This is a genomic window from Bacillus sp. 103mf, from assembly GCF_900116295.1.
Taxonomy (GTDB): Bacteria; Bacillota; Bacilli; order Bacillales; family Bacillaceae_G; genus Bacillus_A; species Bacillus_A bruguierae.
In genome coordinates, this window is the sequence record NZ_FPAF01000022.1 from 20,917 (window position 1) to 39,150 (window position 18,234).

Annotated in this window: 18 protein-coding genes; all 18 read right to left on the reverse strand. The window is 36.2% G+C overall.

Features of this window, described 5'->3' with window-relative positions; genetic code table 11:
- Positions 1-31 precede the first annotated feature (31 nt).
- The 18 genes from BM350_RS24110 to rnmV all read right to left on the reverse strand — a co-directional run bounded on the left by BM350_RS24110 (position 32) and on the right by rnmV (position 18,227).
- Positions 32-313: an RNA-binding S4 domain-containing protein gene (locus tag BM350_RS24110; RefSeq protein WP_090918134.1), complete on the reverse strand. Its 282-nt coding sequence runs from the start codon at positions 311-313 to the stop codon at positions 32-34.
- A 12-nt stretch (positions 314-325) separates the two neighbouring features.
- Positions 326-1,789, reverse strand: a complete 1,464-nt coding sequence (mazG, locus tag BM350_RS24115; protein WP_090918132.1) for a bifunctional methyltransferase/pyrophosphohydrolase YabN — start codon at positions 1,787-1,789, stop codon at positions 326-328.
- Between the two features lie 11 nt (positions 1,790-1,800).
- Positions 1,801-3,402 (reverse strand): putative polysaccharide biosynthesis protein, encoded by a 1,602-nt coding sequence (locus tag BM350_RS24120; RefSeq protein ID WP_090918172.1) that lies wholly within the window; start codon positions 3,400-3,402, stop codon positions 1,801-1,803.
- Positions 3,403-3,637: 235 nt separating this feature from the next.
- The gene (spoVT, locus tag BM350_RS24125; RefSeq protein ID WP_090918131.1) at positions 3,638-4,174 is read right to left on the reverse strand and encodes a stage V sporulation protein T; all 537 of its coding nucleotides are present in this window, start codon (positions 4,172-4,174) and stop codon (positions 3,638-3,640) included.
- A gap of 135 nt (positions 4,175-4,309) precedes the next feature.
- Positions 4,310-7,840, reverse strand: coding sequence for a transcription-repair coupling factor (gene mfd / locus BM350_RS24130; protein ID WP_090918130.1), 3,531 nt, complete (start codon positions 7,838-7,840; stop codon positions 4,310-4,312).
- Between the two features lie 245 nt (positions 7,841-8,085).
- On the reverse strand, positions 8,086-8,310 hold the full coding sequence (locus tag BM350_RS24135) for an anti-sigma-F factor Fin family protein (RefSeq protein WP_090918128.1): 225 nt from the start codon (positions 8,308-8,310) through the stop codon (positions 8,086-8,088).
- Positions 8,311-8,381: 71 nt separating this feature from the next.
- Complete coding sequence (gene pth / locus BM350_RS24140) at positions 8,382-8,942, reverse strand: aminoacyl-tRNA hydrolase (protein ID WP_090918126.1); 561 nt, start codon at positions 8,940-8,942, stop codon at positions 8,382-8,384.
- 70 nt (positions 8,943-9,012) lie between these two features.
- The gene (locus BM350_RS24145; protein WP_090918124.1) at positions 9,013-9,966 is read right to left on the reverse strand and encodes a ribose-phosphate diphosphokinase; all 954 of its coding nucleotides are present in this window, start codon (positions 9,964-9,966) and stop codon (positions 9,013-9,015) included.
- An 18-nt stretch (positions 9,967-9,984) separates the two neighbouring features.
- Positions 9,985-11,364, reverse strand: coding sequence for a bifunctional UDP-N-acetylglucosamine diphosphorylase/glucosamine-1-phosphate N-acetyltransferase GlmU (gene glmU, locus BM350_RS24150; protein ID WP_090918122.1), 1,380 nt, complete (start codon positions 11,362-11,364; stop codon positions 9,985-9,987).
- 435 nt (positions 11,365-11,799) lie between these two features.
- The gene (gene spoVG, locus BM350_RS24155; RefSeq protein ID WP_000454042.1) at positions 11,800-12,093 is read right to left on the reverse strand and encodes a septation regulator SpoVG; all 294 of its coding nucleotides are present in this window, start codon (positions 12,091-12,093) and stop codon (positions 11,800-11,802) included.
- 153 nt (positions 12,094-12,246) lie between these two features.
- Positions 12,247-12,621 (reverse strand): RidA family protein, encoded by a 375-nt coding sequence (locus BM350_RS24160; protein ID WP_090918119.1) that lies wholly within the window; start codon positions 12,619-12,621, stop codon positions 12,247-12,249.
- A gap of 496 nt (positions 12,622-13,117) precedes the next feature.
- A complete protein-coding gene (purR, locus tag BM350_RS24165; RefSeq protein WP_090918117.1) occupies positions 13,118-13,966 on the reverse strand; it encodes a pur operon repressor in 849 nt (282 codons plus the stop codon).
- A gap of 54 nt (positions 13,967-14,020) precedes the next feature.
- Positions 14,021-14,890 carry a 4-(cytidine 5'-diphospho)-2-C-methyl-D-erythritol kinase gene (ispE, locus tag BM350_RS24170; protein ID WP_139207725.1) on the reverse strand — a complete coding sequence of 290 codons (870 nt, stop codon included), beginning with the start codon at positions 14,888-14,890 and terminating at the stop codon, positions 14,021-14,023.
- A 196-nt stretch (positions 14,891-15,086) separates the two neighbouring features.
- The gene (sspF, locus tag BM350_RS24175; protein ID WP_090918113.1) at positions 15,087-15,266 is read right to left on the reverse strand and encodes an acid-soluble spore protein SspF; all 180 of its coding nucleotides are present in this window, start codon (positions 15,264-15,266) and stop codon (positions 15,087-15,089) included.
- Positions 15,267-15,361: 95 nt separating this feature from the next.
- Positions 15,362-15,637 (reverse strand): biofilm formation stimulator Veg, encoded by a 276-nt coding sequence (locus tag BM350_RS24180; RefSeq protein WP_090918111.1) that lies wholly within the window; start codon positions 15,635-15,637, stop codon positions 15,362-15,364.
- 139 nt (positions 15,638-15,776) lie between these two features.
- Positions 15,777-16,640: a sporulation peptidase YabG gene (yabG, locus tag BM350_RS24185; RefSeq protein ID WP_090918109.1), complete on the reverse strand. Its 864-nt coding sequence runs from the start codon at positions 16,638-16,640 to the stop codon at positions 15,777-15,779.
- A 148-nt stretch (positions 16,641-16,788) separates the two neighbouring features.
- Entirely contained in the window at positions 16,789-17,673 is an 885-nt protein-coding gene (rsmA, locus tag BM350_RS24190) for a 16S rRNA (adenine(1518)-N(6)/adenine(1519)-N(6))-dimethyltransferase RsmA (RefSeq protein WP_090918108.1), read from the reverse strand.
- Positions 17,670-18,227: a ribonuclease M5 gene (rnmV, locus tag BM350_RS24195; protein ID WP_035433610.1), complete on the reverse strand. Its 558-nt coding sequence runs from the start codon at positions 18,225-18,227 to the stop codon at positions 17,670-17,672. The genes rsmA and rnmV overlap by 4 nt, the downstream gene beginning before the upstream one ends.
- Between the last annotated feature and the right edge of the window lie 7 nt (positions 18,228-18,234).

Consider the following 18,234-nt stretch of genomic DNA (forward strand, 5'->3'; position numbering starts at 1 on the left):
CTAGTATCAATGTATGAGGGGACAAAATTATTTAGAACAAGCTATCTTCCGCTTTTACTTCAACTTTCTCTTCACGAACAACAGTATATAAGTTTGCAGCATCTTCTTTTTTTGTCGTTTCTTTTAATTCATTAATTTTTACCGTAACAACTTTTTGACCAAAACGAATCGTTAATTCATCTTCTACCTTTACAGTCGAGCTTGCTTTCGCAGCTTGACCATTAATCATAATTCGACCTTGATCTGCAACTTCTTTTGCTAGTGTTCTTCTTTTGATAAGACGAGAAACTTTTAAAAATTTATCTAAACGCATAACGACTCCCCCTTATTCATTCTCTATTCGCTTTGCTTCTTCCCATAATGCATCGAGCTCTTTTAAAGAAAGACCTTTCATTTCCTTCCCTATACTAGCAACCCTTGCTTCCATATATAAAAAACGGCTCATAAATTTTTCATTTGTTTTATGAAGCGCTTCTTCTGGATTGATTTTATAATAGCGAGCAATATTTACAAATGCAAATACCAAATCACCAAATTCCGCCAACATTTTCTCTTCATCCATAGCTATCACTTCACGTTGAAACTCTTCCCATTCCTCATCTACTTTTTCCATCATTGGCTTGACATTATCCCAATCAAATCCAACCTTCGCTGCCTCTTTTTGAATTTCATAAGCACGCATTAACTGTGGTAAACTCTTCGGAATACCTGATAAGATAGACTCTTTTACATTTCCTTTTTCTTGTTTCTTAATTTCTTCCCAATTCGTAACAACATCATCAGCGGTCTCTACACTAACATCTCCGAATACGTGAGGATGACGGCGTACCATTTTTTCAGACAACGTGTGAATGACATCGTCAATCGAGAACCAACCTTCATCTTCACCAATTTGTGCATGAAGCATAACTTGCAAGAGCACATCACCAAGTTCTTCAATAAGGTGATCGTCATCTTCCTCATCGATAGCCTCTAATACTTCATATGCTTCTTCAATTAAATATTTCTTTAACGTTTGGTGCGTTTGTTTTTTATCCCACGGGCATCCGTTTGGTCCGCGTAGTTCTGCGATAATACCGCGTAATACATCAAATTCTTGATATAATAATTGTCGATTTAACACTGGTGGCACATACACACTCGTTAAATTATTAAGCTCTGCCTCATGATCTAATAAATAGAGCGGCACTTTCTTCACTTGTTCAAATGATGTTCCAGCCGCAGTCACAATATATACTTCATAATCATCCGGAAGCATTTCCATTAATGTTAGTTTGACCTCAGATGCAATAAATGCATCATACACTTGGCAGAAAATCAAGTGCTGACGAAGCTCTAATTGTCCTCTTTCAAATGACGTCGCATCAATCAATTGAAATCCTTCAATTGGATCAATTTTCAAACTTGCAAACATTGGGTCTAAAAAGCTTTGTCCACCCTCGACACGCACAACAATATTCTCTTTTTCTCCTTTTTGTAACAAAAGTTGTACAGTACGTTCTGCCACGAGCGGATGACCCGGAACTGCATATAAAACATCTGTCTCCTTAGCTTTTTGAATCAATGTATTAGAAATTGTTTCATACACTTCTTCAAATGTATCATATGCTTCATATATAGCATCAAACGATGTGTATAATACACCTTCTTTCTCGAGTTCCTCTATAACTGGGTGCTCTTTTGTTCGAACATACATATGTGCTGCTTCTTTCACTTTTCGATATACACCCATTGTAAGCTGATCTAATTCACCAGCTCCTAATCCTACAATCGTAATTGTTCTTTTCATAATGCCCACCTCTATCCACTCTTCTTCAGCGAAGTTTGTACTTTTTCATGTTTCATAACCGCCCCAAGTTCCTGCGCTGTAAATACTTGTAGCTTTAAAATTAAAAATACGTATAGTAAACCACCAACACCGACACATAGTAACGCTTGAATCGCCGCCAATCCTCTATGCGCCTCGTTAGCTTGTAATCCAAACCTCTCAAACATATACATAAATCCAGCAAGCACTAACACCATACTTAATGCTCCGATTGTTACACCTACAATGGGTTTTTTCTGTATAAGTGGCTCATTAACAACTTGAATCAGTAATACACTATTCAATATAGCAATACACAACAACGCAATCACAGTTGCAATGGCTGCACCGATCACACCAAAATATGGAACAAACATACAATTTAGTAACAATTTCACACATGCGCCAATTACAACAAACAAGGCTGGTTTTACGGTTTGTCCTAATCCCTGCAAAATAGATGCAGTTGTAATTGCTAATGAACTAAACAGAATAGAAATAGCTAAAATTCCCAGCACAACAGAGCCGTTGCCATTTGCAAATAGCATAATATTTGTTGGACGAATGATACTCGCAAGTCCTAATGATGCAGCAAGTCCAATTACAAATGTAATTTTAATTGCTAGCTGTATTTTTTCGCGAATGAACACTTGATCTCCTCTCTCTTTTGCAGCTGTAATCATTGGGATTAAAGAAAGTGAAAACGATGTTGTCACGACCGTCCCAAGCTGCATAAGAGGAATACTGCGATCATATACACCCTTTAACATCTTTGCTATTTCTACCGGTTCTCCATTCTGAACAAGTAAGCTATAAAGTGAAATAGAATCTGCCATTTGTATAAAAATTAACACTAAGTTACTAACACAAATCGCAATCCCTTGCCAAAACAACGTACGAATAATGGTCTTTTTATTTGAAATACCTTTCAAGCTTTGCAGAAAAATAGAACAAAAGTTCTTTCGCAAATAGAACAGCAATACAATCACACCAATAAAACCACCTGCTATAGAGCCAAACATAGCACCTGCTCCCACCGTATATAAATCAAACCCTTTTTTTATAAGGAATAATGATAAGAATACGATAATGGATACGCGAATCGTTTGTTCTATTACCTGTGATACAGCTGTTGGTATCATATTTCCAAATCCTTGGAAATAACCTCGTGCTACCGAAAGAAATGGCATTAATAAAAAAGAAAATGCAATAACACAAATTAGCTTTTCTAAATTAGCATCTCCCATTAAAGATGCAATTGTATGTGCACCGAAAAATAATACACTACATCCTATGATCCCAATAGCTAATAAAAACCAAAAAGAAATACATATAATGGCCTCTGCTTCTTTCCGTTCTCCTCGCTCTAAACGTTCTGCAATCATTTTTGAAATAATGATTGGAAAACCATATGTCGCTAAAATTAAACAAAACCCGTAAAACGGGTAAATTTGCTGATAAATATAAAAACCAATATCACCAGCTATATTTTGATATGGAATACGGTAAAAGGCGCTTAATACTTTTGTAACAAAGCTCGCAATTGTTAATATAATTGCTCCGCGCCAAAAAGCGTGGTACTTCTTCGTCTCCATAACCATGCAATCTCCCTTTTTTTCTATACTCATCCTACGTATTATATCACAAAGAAAAAAACAGCTTTCGACTTTCAATGTGATCATATAAAAAAGGTAGCAAAATGCTACCTTTACATAGATATATAATTCCACGGTACATTGCGGTGTATCATGAAGCTTAACCGCCCGTAGAAACACAGGTGGGATCAGTTAACCATCAGTGAAAAAACACTCACTGATGGTTAGCTAAGCTTTATTGTTCCATTTGTTTTGCTAGGAAGCTTGCTGCTGTATCCACAGCTTTATGTTCTACATCACTAATGATTCCTTCTTTTGAAAAAATAATAACAGCTCCAATCGGATCGCCATTTGCAATAATTGGACCGATTGTATAAGATTGTACCTTTTCAGCCACTCCATCGATAATAGAAATTTCACTTTCATCTGTCATGACAACTGATTTGCGTTCTTCCATTGCTTTCTCAACTAAATCCCCAACGCTTTTATTTAAGTATTCTTTTTTTGACACGCCAGAGACAGCGATAATTGAATCGCGGTCACAAACAAGTACATTATGTCCTAAACTATCATATAGAGCATCTGCATATTCCTTAGCAAAATCACCTAATTCGCTAATTGGAGAATATTTCTTTAAAATAACTTCTCCATCGCGATCAACAAAAATTTCTAACGGGTCACCTTCCCGAATACGGAGAGTTCTGCGAATTTCTTTCGGGATAACAACCCTTCCTAAATCATCAATTCGACGTACAATTCCAGTTGCTTTCATTCTAATGCTGCCTCACTTTCTACTGATGATAAAAGTGGTGCTTTTACCTGTTCATGTAAAAACCACCAACTATTAAGCATAGTATTTTACACATTAGTTCTTCTATACACGCCGAATTGTATTTTTTATTCTTATTTAAGCATTTATCTCTTCTTTTTTCACGTCTTTTAAACCTTTTAATAAATTTTCAGCGATTGTAAGCCACTTTGCTACTTCTATTTCACGCACATTCATCACAATTTTCAAACGGGAACCTTCCATACCAAGGCCAATCATACGCCCAAAACTGCTACCAAGCATAAATAATTTTCCACCATCAATATTTTGACTAGCCTTTTCTGAAAATAGCAGTGTCACTTCTTGTTTCATTTGCTTAATCAATTCGATTCCCTCTTGCATCGCTAGCGCTTTAATATTCGCGATTTGTAATAAATATCCAACTTCTTGTGGATAGTCACCGAAGCGATCAATCATCTCTTCTTGTAATTCTTCAATATCCTCAATAGTAGAAACGCCCCTAAATTGCTTATACATCATAATTTTTTGTTTGCTATCGGAAATATACGCATCTGGTAAATATGCATCTACTTCTAGATCAATTTCAACATCAATTACTTGCTCTTCTGCACCCGTACCTATCCGCTGTTCAATTGCATCTTTTAACATTTGTGAATATAAATCAAAACCAACGGAATCAATAAAGCCATGCTGCTCTGCACCTAGTAGATTCCCGGCCCCGCGGATAGATAAATCACGCATAGCAATTTTAAATCCAGATCCTAGCTCTGTAAATTCTTTAATAGCCTGCAACCGTTTTTCTGCCACCTCAGATAACACTTTATCACGCTTATACGTGAAATATGCATAGGCAACACGATTAGAACGCCCTACCCGGCCCCGTAACTGATACAACTGCGATAATCCCATACGATCTGCATCGAATACAATTAATGTATTTACGTTCGGAATATCAACGCCTGTTTCAATAATCGTTGTACTTACAAGTACATCGTGTTGACCCTCTAAGAAAGCAAGCATAACAGATTCTAATTCACTCTCATTCATCTTTCCATGCGCAAAAGTTACACGTGCATCAGGAACAAGCATTGAAATTTCATCTACTTTTCGCTCAATATCTTCAACGCGGTTGTATAAGAAATATACTTGCCCACCTCTTGCAAGTTCACGTTCAATTGCCTCTCTTATTAACGCTGGATTATATTCTACAACATACGTTTGTACCGGAAAACGATTTTCTGGCGGCGTTTCAATAACAGATAAATCACGAACACCTAACATAGACATATGAAGCGTACGCGGAATTGGTGTCGCTGTTAATGTTAGTACATCAATATTAGCCTTTAATTGCTTAATTTTTTCTTTATGTGTTACACCAAAGCGCTGCTCTTCATCAATAATAAGTAATCCTAAATCTTTATATATGACATCCTTTGACAGAAGACGATGTGTACCGATAACAATATCAACAGTGCCATCTTTTAATCCTTTAATTGTTTCATTCTGCTGTTTTCTCGTACGAAAGCGACTTAATAACCCAATATTAATTGGATAATCTTGGAAGCGCTCTCGGATTGTTTCATAATGCTGTTGCGCTAAAATTGTCGTCGGTACTAAAATCGCAACTTGTTTTTCATCCATAATTGCTTTAAAAGCAGCACGAATTGCTACTTCAGTTTTTCCATATCCAACGTCACCGCAAAGCAAACGATCCATCGGACGACCGCGCTCCATATCCTTCTTAATTTCTGCAATTGAGCGTAACTGATCTTCCGTTTCTTGATAAGGGAATGATGATTCAAATTCCTGTTGCTCAGAAGTATCCGGAGTAAACGCGTATCCTTTTGATGCTTCGCGCTCTGCATACAGCTTAATTAAATCATCCGCAATATCTTGAACAGATTTTTCTACCTTTGTCTTAACTTTCTTCCAATCATTTCCACCAAGCTTGTAAATTTTCGGATCTTTCCCTTCAGATCCTACATACTTTTGCACCTGGTCAATTTGTTCAATTGGAACGTATAACTTATCATTTCCTTGATATTTGATATGCAAATAATCTTTATGGACACCATTAATTTCTAATGTTTCAATTCCTAAAAATTTACCGATACCGTGATTTACGTGAACAACATAATCACCAACTTTTAATTCAGAGTAACTTTTAATTCTCTCTGCATTCGAAAGTTTTTGCTTACGCTGTGATTTTTTTACCTTTTTATTAAATAATTCTTTTTCGGTAATAATCGCAAGCTTTTGCATCGGCATTTCAAAACCTGCATGTAAGTCACCCACCATAACTTGAATACGACCTGGGAGCAATACCTCTGTTCCTTCAATAATATCTGCTTCAATATCATAATCATTTAAAATGTGCTGCAATTTCTTTGTTCGTTCTTCATTTGCACCTAATACAACCGTTGTAAAACGACTTTTCGTCCATCTATCAATTTCTGTTTTTAACAAATTCATTTGACCGTGAAAGTCTTGCATCGTTTTACATGTCAGATTCACAATGTTTTGCGGTTGTGTATGCGGAATGTGGCGTAAAAACAAAGTTAAGTACAAGAATTTTCGTTTTTTATGGTTCAAAAATTGTGCAAAATTATGAGAAAAAGTTAAATCTTGAACAATTGCACCTTCTCCAAGAAGCGATATATACCATTCTGCTTCCTCTGTTTCTAAATGCTCTGCTGTTTCCTGAATTCGAGAGACCTCATCTAGAATAACAACACCATTTTCCGGTAAATATTCTATTAGACTAGCAGGTTCATTATAAAATAAAGATAAATATTTAAACATCTGCTCAATGGTCTGTCCATTTTTCAATAATTCTAACTCATATGTAACAGTTTCTAATATTATTGTTTTTAGCTTCTCATCAGATACTTTTTTTATTGTATTAGCTAAACTTGATTCTAACTTCTGAATTCCAAATGCTAGTTCTTCTTTAGAAAATACAAATTCTGTAGCTGGGCCAAATGATATTTTATCCATCTTCTCCTGTGAGCGCTGTTCTTCTACAGTAAAGGAACGGATGGAATCTACTTCGGTATCAAAAAATTCAATACGAATTGGTAATTCTTCCGTTAATGGATAGATGTCTAATATTCCACCGCGAACACTAAATTCTCCAGGAGCTTCTACCATAGATTTACGTTCATATCCCATAGTCGTTAACACGTGAAACAGTTCATCAAGATCGATTTCTTGTCCCATTTTTAATTCAATTTGCTGTTTCTTCCACATCTCTTTTCTTGGTAAAAACCGGCGCAAACCAGCAACAGGAGCCACAATAATTCCACTTTCTCCAGCCGCTAAGCGATTCAGCACTTCAATGCGCTGCGCCTTCAATTCTGGGCTCGCAACACCGATTTCTGATGCAATAGATTCATTTACAGGATATAACCAAACATCCTGCTCTCCAATTAATGAAACCAAATCCTCATATACTTTTTGCGCTTGATATAAATTATGTGTGATAACAAGCTGTGACTGCTTTGTTTTTTTATATAAACTAGCCATTAATAATGAACGAGAAGAGGTTGCCATACCTGAGATAAGCTGTTCTTTTAAACCTTCTTCTAATCCATCTATAATTGATCGTATTTCTTTATTTTCGTAAAATTGCTCTAGTAAACCTATCATTTTTCAAAACTCCTCTCAACATAAAGAGCAAGCTACTATATTTTATGCAAATATTTCGGAAAAAGAAAACAGAAAAATGCTTTGGACAAGCCAAAGCGAAGCATTACATCCTATCCCTCATAGCTGTAAGCCTCTCATCTTCATATTTAGAAAAGAGAAGGGCGGAAGTTCTCCCCTATTATAAAGGGACAATGTGTTCAACTAACTATTGGTAAGAAAAACATACTCTGATAGTTAGTTCATTTTCATTGTAAGAACAGTTCATATTCATAATACTCTGGATAGGATGCGAGCGTTTTTTGACACGATTCACAAATTGTTTTTATATATATATTTCCGTTTTCATCAAAATGAATCATTTCTAATCGCTCCTGCTCTGTTAGTTGACCTAGCACAAAGCCGTATACCTTCTCCGCTGTAATACTACCTATCCTATACCCACAATGTCTGCAGTAATAATGTCCGTCCATAATTTCCTCCTAGCGGTACAGTTATTACTATTATGGATATAAATATTAAAAAATATTCCATTTTTGAAATATTAATTATTGAAAGTATTCATAACTTGTAAAAATGGAGTTTTCAACCATTCTTCACATGCACTTGCACTTTTTTCAATTGCTCGTTCTACCTCTGGCATCTCATCTGCCGTAAAACGTCCTAATACATAATCGACTACTTTCATCCCATTTTTAGGACGATCAATTCCCATACGAATGCGTTGAAATTCCTGTGTTCCTAAATGTGCAATCGTTGATTTCACACCGTTATGGCCACCCGCACTACCTTTCATGCGAAGACGTAATTTTCCAACTGGAATATCTAAATCATCATACATCACTACAAAGTCTTCAATATCAATTTTATAGTAATCCATAAGTGGACGAATACTTTCTCCAGATAAATTCATATATGTAAGTGGCTTTAATAAAATAACTTTCTCTCCATTTACAAAACCCGCACCGAATAATCCCTTAAATTTCTGCTCATTTAATGGGATATTCCAACGTTTAGATAATTCATCTATTGCCATGAACCCAATGTTATGCCTTGTTAATTCATATTCTCTCCCTGGGTTACCAAGTCCTACTATTAATTTCATTTGTAACACCACTTTCTTTTTTCGATACGAAAAGACGTAACCAACACTGGTTACGTCTCATTCTATCCAATTAATTGAATAGTACACTTACAGATTCTTCTTCGTAAACACGAATAATTGCTTCTCCAATTAACGGAGCAACAGAAAGTTCTTGTACTTTATCAATTTTCTTTTCTTCTGGTAATACGATAGAGTTTGTTACAACTAACTCTTTAATGTTTGAATTTTGAATACGTTCAATTGCTGGACCAGATAAAACTGGGTGTGTACAGCAAGCATATACTTCAGAAGCACCGTTCTCTATAAGAGCGTTTGCTGCCAATGTAATTGTACCAGCTGTATCAATGATGTCATCAATTAAAATTGCTGTTTTACCTTCGATATTACCTACGATATTCATTACTTCCGCTACGTTTGGACGCGGACGGCGTTTATCGATAATGGCGATTGGCGCTTTTAAGCGATCTGCCATTTTTCGAGCACGTGTTACACCACCATGGTCAGGAGATACGATTACAATATCCTTAAGACCTTTCTTCTCAAAGCAATCAGAAAGAATAGGTACACCCATTAAATGGTCGATTGGAATATCGAAGAATCCTTGAATTTGTGGAGCATGTAAATCTAGAGTAATTACACGAGTAGCACCCGCTGTTTCCAGTAAGTTTGCAAAAAGTTTCGCTGTAATCGGCTCACGAGAGCGCGCTTTACGATCTTGACGTGCATAACCATAGTAAGGAATAACAATGTTAATTGTTTTCGCAGATGCACGTTTTAATGCATCAATCATAATAAGCAATTCCATAATATGCTCGTTTACTGGGAAGCTCGTAGATTGGATGACAAATACATCGCAACCACGAATACTTTCTTCAATGTTAATTTGAATTTCTCCATCACTAAAGCGTGCAACAGAACATTTTCCTAATTCTACTCCAATGTGCTTTGCAATTTGCTCAGCAAGTGCCTTATTAGAGTTTAAAGAAAATACTTTCAAATTAGAATTTAGATATTGAGTCGACATCTAGATTAACCCTCCACATTATGAATTTTTCTTATTCAGCAATTGATCAACATAATCTTCTTTGTTTGTTTGACGTGCACGTGCAATTGATAATGCTTTTGCTGGCACATCTTCTGTAATTGTAGAACCTGCCGCAACATAAGCACCATCTCGAACTGTTACAGGAGCAACAAGGTTTGAGTTACAACCAATAAACACACCATCGCCAATCACAGTTTTAAATTTATTCTTGCCATCGTAGTTTACTGTAATAGAACCACAGCCAAGATTTACATCTTCTCCCACCTCTGCATCACCAATATAGCTTAAGTGAGAAGCTTTACTTCTATTCCCGAAAACAGTCTTTTTAATTTCAACGAAGTTTCCAACACGAACTTCATTACCAATAACAGATTGCGGACGGATATGAGCGAACGGTCCAATTGCAACATCAATACCAATCTTACTATCATGAACAGTAGACTGACGAATTGTTGTATTATCGCCCACTTCACTATCACGTATGACTGTATGTGGTCCAACTTCACAATTTGATCCAATAACAGTATAACCTTCAATAATTGTTCCCGGATAAATAACCGTATCATTACCAATTTTTGCATCACCAGAAATATACGTGTTGTTCGGATCAATAATCGTAACACCATTTACCATGTGTTTACGGTTAATACGTTTTTTCATAATGTCTTCCGCTTGCGATAGAGCGACCCTGTCGTTAACTCCTAATGTTTCATCAAAATGCTCTGTTTGATAGGCAGATACAATATGACCTTCATTTTTCAAAATCTCAATTACATCTGGAAGGTAATATTCTCCCTGCACATTTTCATTGGAAACTTTAGAAAGGGAAGCAAATAGCGCTTTATTATCAAAACAATACGTACCTGTATTAATTTCTTTAATAGCTCGCTCTACTTCATTTGCATCTTTATGTTCAACAATTTTTTCAACATGACCATTTTCATTCCGAACAATCCGACCATAACCAGCAGGCTCTTCTATATAGGCTGTTAATACCGTTGCCTTTGCACCTGCTTCTTCATGCTGCTTTAATAAAGCTTCCATTGTTTCTGCTGTAATAAGAGGTGTATCACCACAAATTACTAATGTTGTTCCTTCCTCGTTCCCCAGTGCATCAGCTGCTTGCATAACGGCATGCGCTGTTCCTAGCTGCTCTGTTTGCAATGCAAATTCACTTGCACTTCCTAATTGATCTTGTACCTTTTCAGCGCCGTGTCCAACAACCGTAACAAGTTTCTGCACTTCTAGCTGAGAGACTTGATCAACTACATGCTGTACCATCGGTTTCCCGCATACAGGATGTAGCACTTTGTATAAACTTGACTTCATACGTGTGCCTTTCCCTGCAGCAAGAATCACTGCAAATCTTTTTGACATATAGACCCTCCATCGCAACCTATTTATCCATTAAAGATATTATCCTAAATAACTATATATTTCAAGAAACACCTTATAACTATTAAATTTTACCATAACTTTTATACAATGTTTTAGTATTTCATATCTTTTTATGAAATAAGCTATACTATTCTCTTTTCATGAAAAATTGAGGCAACTATTATAGATGCAAATTGAAAAAATGATATAAAAATCTCTTTCTTTTTCAAGGAGAATACCTCGCCATATGCAAGTGTGAAAACAAAGGTAAAGAGGAAATGCAGATTAGTTGTTTCTGCATAGCAGCGACTTATATGCTAAAAAATCAAAATCGATTTATATAATATATGAAAACAACAACAAACTCCTGTAAATGCTTACAGGAGTTTGCCAAAATTATAGAGCTCTTCTTTTAGAGCTCTTCTTATTCGAATTTTACGAAGCTCCAGCTTCTTCAAACTCAACTTCTTCTAACTCGCCTAAACGGTGATACTCAGTTAAAACCGCATCTTGAATCTTAGAACGAGTATTAGAATTAATTGGATGAGCAATATCACGGAACTCTCCATCTGGAGTACGTTTACTTGGCATTGCTACAAATAATCCATTATTGCCATCAATTACACGAATATCATGAACAACAAATTCATGGTCTAGTGTAATAGAAGCAATCGCTCGCATGCGGCCTTCTGTGTTTACGCGGCGTAATCTTACGTCAGTCACTTCCATCTTGTGTTCACCACCCTTTTTCTAAATAAGCGATATATTTCTATAAATTCCACAAATGTTCTATTTTTCCTTCAATTTTTCAAAAATTTTTAAGATAAAAATTTTTATATAAGTAAAATATATAAATAAATATAAGTTATCGCTTACAATTCCTTATTTTACAAGGGCAATAACTTCAATTTCAACAGATACATCTTTCGGTAATTTCACTACTTGTACACAAGAACGTGCTGGTTTATTTGTAGAAAAATATGTACTATATACTTCATTTACCGCATCAAAATCATTCATATCTTTTAAAAATACAGTTGTTTTTACCACTGTCTCAAACGATGCTCCCGCTTCTATTAATACTGCCTTTAAATTTTGAAACACTTGCTCTGTTTGTTCCTTTACATCCCCAGTCACAAGTTCACCATTTACTGTTAAAGGAATTTGTCCAGAACTGTAAAACATATTATTTACAATCATACCTTGTGAATATGGACCAATCACCTGCGGCGCCTCATTTGTTTGAACTACTTTCATTATTCCTCACCCTTTTATATTTTTTATCCTGCTTTTACAAGCTGCCCCTAACAAGAAACCTATTGTTTTAGCAGGTGGTAAGCCTCCAAAGTTGGGAGCTTACCACCTGCTAAAACTTACTGCTCGTAAATAATATGACAAAGTACCCAACTGGTAAAAGCTTATTATCAATCAGTAGTAACTACTCAGCTATACCTTTTAGAAATTTAGAAAAGGGTATGATTCTAGTGAAGATGTGTCTCTCTAGTACTTATAAATTCATTTTTTGGCATATAGACTGCTGTCATGCAAACAAGGGCAGGAAAAGGCACTGACCGCTCCTATGCATCGCCAGTCCCTCTCGCCCATTTAAAAAAATGCTTTTCTGTCGGTTTTTCATAAAGTAACTGAGTAGTTACAATCAGTATAAAAAAAGATAAAGCAGTTGCTTTATCTTTTCCCCCGCTCTGACGAACAGTATCTTCTTTAAAACAATCTATGAAGAAGATTGTTTATCTTATTCAACTTCTACAATCATATCAGCAAATGGACTTAAAGAATAATTTCCTTTTTCCACCTGAATCGTCTTTTCTCTCACATCTACTTCAGACAAGCGAATTAACGAAACAAAGTTATCTACAAGTCTTTCCTCAATATCACTTGATTCCACTAAAACACCAATGCCAACAACATTTGCATTAAATTCCTCAAGCATACTCATCATACCTTGCACTGTTCCGCCAGCCTTCATAAAATCATCAATGATTAATACATTCGCACCTTCCGGAAGACTACGCTTTGCTAATGTCATCGTTTGAATACGCTTAGAAGAACCTGACACATAATTAATACTTACTGTTGGGCCTTCTGTTACTTTATTATCTTTTCTAGCAATTACGACTGGGACATTTAAATAATTGGCTACTGCATATGCCAAAGGAATCCCTTTCGTCGCAACTGTCATAACAGCGTCAATTGGCTGTCTTGCAAATACAGAAGCAAAAAGTCTTCCTGCACCATTAATGTAGCGCGGATTACTTAAAAGATCCGTCATATATAAATAACCACCCGGAAGAATACGATCAGGATTCTCAAATAATTTACAAAGCTCACTAATAATTTGCTTTGCTTCCTTCTGACTTATATATGGGATATATTTCACTCCTCCTGCTGCGCCTGGTACCGTTTGTAATGTGCCGACTCCTTGTTGTTCAAACGTTTGTTTAATAATAACTAAATCTTCACTAATAGAAGATTTAGCAGATTGATACCGTTCAGCAAAAAAAGTGAGAGAAACTAACTGACGAGGGTTTTGAAGCAAATAATAAGTCATATCGACTAATCTTGTACTTCGTCTAATTTTCATGCTCTCACCTCAAATTACGAATATTTTAAACAAATCATAACTTATTATACGCCTTTATTCAAGACCTTCCCGCTCTCCTAATAAACGAACTGCGTATACTTGATCACAAAATCCTTTTAAACCGTTATAAATACGGTGCATGCGTGAATCATGACGAACTAAACCAAAAACTGTGGGACCGCTACCACTCATTAAAACCGCATCTGCACCGAAACGTTTCATCTGAGCCTTAATATGTGCAACTTCAGGATGCATTGAAAATGTTACATCTTCTAATACATTGCCAACAGCATGACAAATTCCCTCATAGTCACCATTTTGAATCACTTCAACCATACGGTTTACATCTGGATGTGTTACACGATTTAATCGTAAATTCCCATATACGTCAGCTGTAGATACACCAATATGTGGTTTAGCCAAAATAACCCAGCAAGAAGGAGGTGTCTTAATGTGTTCGATTTTTTCTCCACGACCTGTTGCAATGGCAGTTCCGCCATATACACAAAACGATACATCTGATCCAATCTCGGCACCTAATTCTGCAAGTTCATCAATTGTAAGTCCAAGATTCCATAATTGATTCAGACCTCTTAATGCTGCAGCTGCATCGCTGCTTCCACCTGCTAAGCCTGCTGCAACCGGAATCGTTTTTTCAATTGTAATAGATACTCCGCTTTTTACTTGAAAGCGTTCCTTTAACAATTTTGCCGCCTGATAAGCTAAATTTCTTTGGTCGTCTGGGACATAACGGTTATGAGATACAATTTCAATCCGGTCTTCAGATAACTCTGTTAGTTCTAACCGATCTGCTAAATCAATTGTTGTCATAATCATTTTAACTTCATGATAACCGTCCGGTCTTTTCCCTAGTACATCTAACGACAAATTAATTTTTGCTGGTGCTTTAACTAGTAGCTTCAATCTATTCACCTACTCTATGTACTCAATCTTTTATCGTTTATTTTACCATAAATTTATAGTAGAACGATGACACTTTCCTAATTATAACGAAAAGCATCAAGAATGAAACTACTTATACACTACGAATACAACTTTTTCGCGTGCAAAAAGCCGAGGAACATCTCCTCGGCTACCGTAGCATAGAAGTATCTTACTGTTACTGGTTTTGTTTCATCAATTGCTGCTCTGCAATTTCAATTGCACGTTTAACCATATTACCAGCATCTTTCGCACGAATTCCGCCCCATCCTTCTTTTTGCACGACATCATAAAATCCAAGCTCTTTTGCAAGCTCTTCTTTAAATTTATTTGACATGACTCCTCTTCGTCTACTCAACGCAAGTCCCCCTTTATCGCTACGGTACATTTAGTATGTGACACTACGAATTTCTTCAAATCCGGAAAATATATGTAATCAAACAAACCCCATCCTTAAACAGATTGTCCATCTAACATGATTTCATTATCTTGTGCATCATAAAACGTAAGCTCAACAGTCTCTGTTAATACGTCTGCATAACTATAAGAAACACGCTGAAATGTATCTTCTTGTTGATCAAGTTGAACTACAAAAACCGAACGGTATGTTTCTGCCAGCACACCAGATCGTTCTATCGTCTTCCTTCTTCCACTATTGGCTTTTAGCATAAGCCTCTGACCAAGATGATGGTCCAAAGCACTTTTAATTTCATCTAAACGTTTTGACATATCATGCTACACCTCGCTGTAATTGGGATGGAAAGTATAAAAATACAAGTTATACATATATAGTCTGTACGTTCTTATACTTTTTTATCCAAATCTCAAAAAGCGCATACATAAAAAGCAAGGCAAATGCTTACCTTGCTCACTCTTCATAATATTGAAAGGGCAATCCTGTTCGTAAAATTCCTTTTGTTTCAATTCCACCAAGCCCCTTCTCACCGGTTACTGTATTGCGTATTACATCCCAAACATTAACCCGTTCCATAAAAGAAGTAAAGCTCACTTTTGCTACAACATATACTGGATCTAATGCATGAATATTAATACGGGACGGAGAGCTTGCAAAATTTGCTCCAGCTCGAATAAGAGCTTCAAAATGCGATTGACATGCTCCAGCAAAAATAACAGGGTGATCTAATGAAGGATACTTTTTTCGTACTGTACGTACAGCCTGTACAAAATGCTTAGAATGACGATAAGCGGCTAAATTGCCCATTTCTCCTTTTGATTTTGTATAAGCATCATGTCCGGTAATCACTAAGATATCAGGACGAACATGCTCAATTAAATCTAGAACCTTGTCTTGCATCTCCGTTTCTTTACAATGAATTCCCTGTACAGGCACACCTATTTTCGTATATAGATCTAAGCATTTTCTTAAATATAAAGGATCCCCATCAAGATGGAGCACTTTACCTGGCATTTGAAAATAATTTACTTCATTTGCATAGCCGCCTGTTGACTGATATTCTTGGCGCTCTCTCATTAATACATAATCTTGTTGAAATAAACGATATGTCTTTTCCATTGTTTCTCGTTCCTGTTTCACTCTTTTCGTATAATCCCGTTGATCGACAAGAACTAAATCTTCTATTGGTGCATCTGCTACGAGCCGAAATTCTTCCCCAAACAAAATTGCTATCGTGTCTTTTATTTCTGTTACTCGAAAAAGAAGGTCGCGCTTATAAGACTTTCTCTCCACTAAATCTCCAACGTGTACAGCCATCCTTTTACCTCCAAACTCGTAGGGACATATAACTCACTACGTTCTGTTTTAGCCTATGAACTTATAGGAAAAAGGTGACAAAAAAGGCAGCTCAAAACGAGCTACCTTTTACATTTTATATAAAGTGAAACTTCCATCAGTGGGGGTCTTATTGCCCGTTAATACGAGATAAAAATAAAGCGTTGCTTAACTTTGCAAACTCTTCAATTGATAATGTTTCGCCTCTTCGTTTCGGATCAATTTCAACTTCTGCTAATATACGTTCAAGTAATATTTTATCCTTTGGAAAACCATTTAAATTATTAGATAAATTATTCATTAATGTTTTACGTCGCTGTGCAAAGCTAGCACGCACTACTTCAAAGAAGAATGCTTCATCTTTTACTTCCACAAGTGGCTTTGGACGTCTTAGTAAACGAATAACTGCTGAATCTACATTTGGCTGTGGTACAAATACTGTACGCGGAACCGTCATCACCGTTTCTGGTTCTGTATAGTATTGAATGGCAATTGACAACGAACCATAATCTTTTGTTCCTGGACGAGCTGCTAAGCGATCTGCTACTTCTTTTTGCATCATCACAACAAAACCACGCACTGGTAATTGTTCTTCTAATAACTTAAATAAAATTGGCGTTGTCACATAGTATGGTAAGTTCGCTACTACCATTACATCTTGCCCTTCTTCAAACTGCTCTTGAAATACGGTATTTACATCAGCTTTTAAAATATCCTTATTAATTACCGTTACATTATTATAAGGCGCTAATGTATCTTCTAAAATAGGTAAAAGACGTTGATCAATTTCAAACGCTACTACCTTCTTAGCACGTTTTGCCAGTTGTTCTGTTAATGCTCCAATACCGGGTCCAATCTCGATTGCCCCACTCTCAGATCCAACCTCCGCGTAATCTACAATCCGATTTAATACATTTGTATCAATTAAAAAGTTTTGTCCTAAACTCTTTTTAAATGAAAATCCATACTTTTCAACAATATCTTTTGTACGATTTGGCGTTGCGATATCTTTCATTTCTTTTCCTCCTGTAATACTTGCTTATACGCTTTTGCAAAATCCTGCTTTGAAATTTGAAACATTTGCAAACGTTTATGTAACTGTTTTGCATTTGTATAACCGATCTTTAATAGCTTACCCATTCGTTCTCTGCGGCTTTTTGCTTTTTCTCCACCAACAAGCCCCGCTTCTACTAAGTCAATCCAATGAATTTCGCTTGTGTACTCTTCCATCTCCCCATGTAAACTTTCCAAAGCGCGCCTAATAGATTCATTAGAAGCATGCTCAATGCCAACACCCTTCTTTCGCTTTGCCAATGCTTCTTCTTTTGGTAAAAATGCGTGTTTACATCCTGGCACTTTCTCAGAAATAATTTTACGAATACGTTCTCCAGGGTAATCAGGGTCTGTAAAAATAATAACACCTCGTGTTTGTTGCGCCAATTTTACCTGTTCAATGACATGATCTCCAATTGCCGAACCGTTCGTTTCAATTGTATCTGCATCCACTGCACGCTTAATGGCAACTGTATCATCCTTACCTTCCACAACAATTATTTCTTTAATCTTCATAACTTCC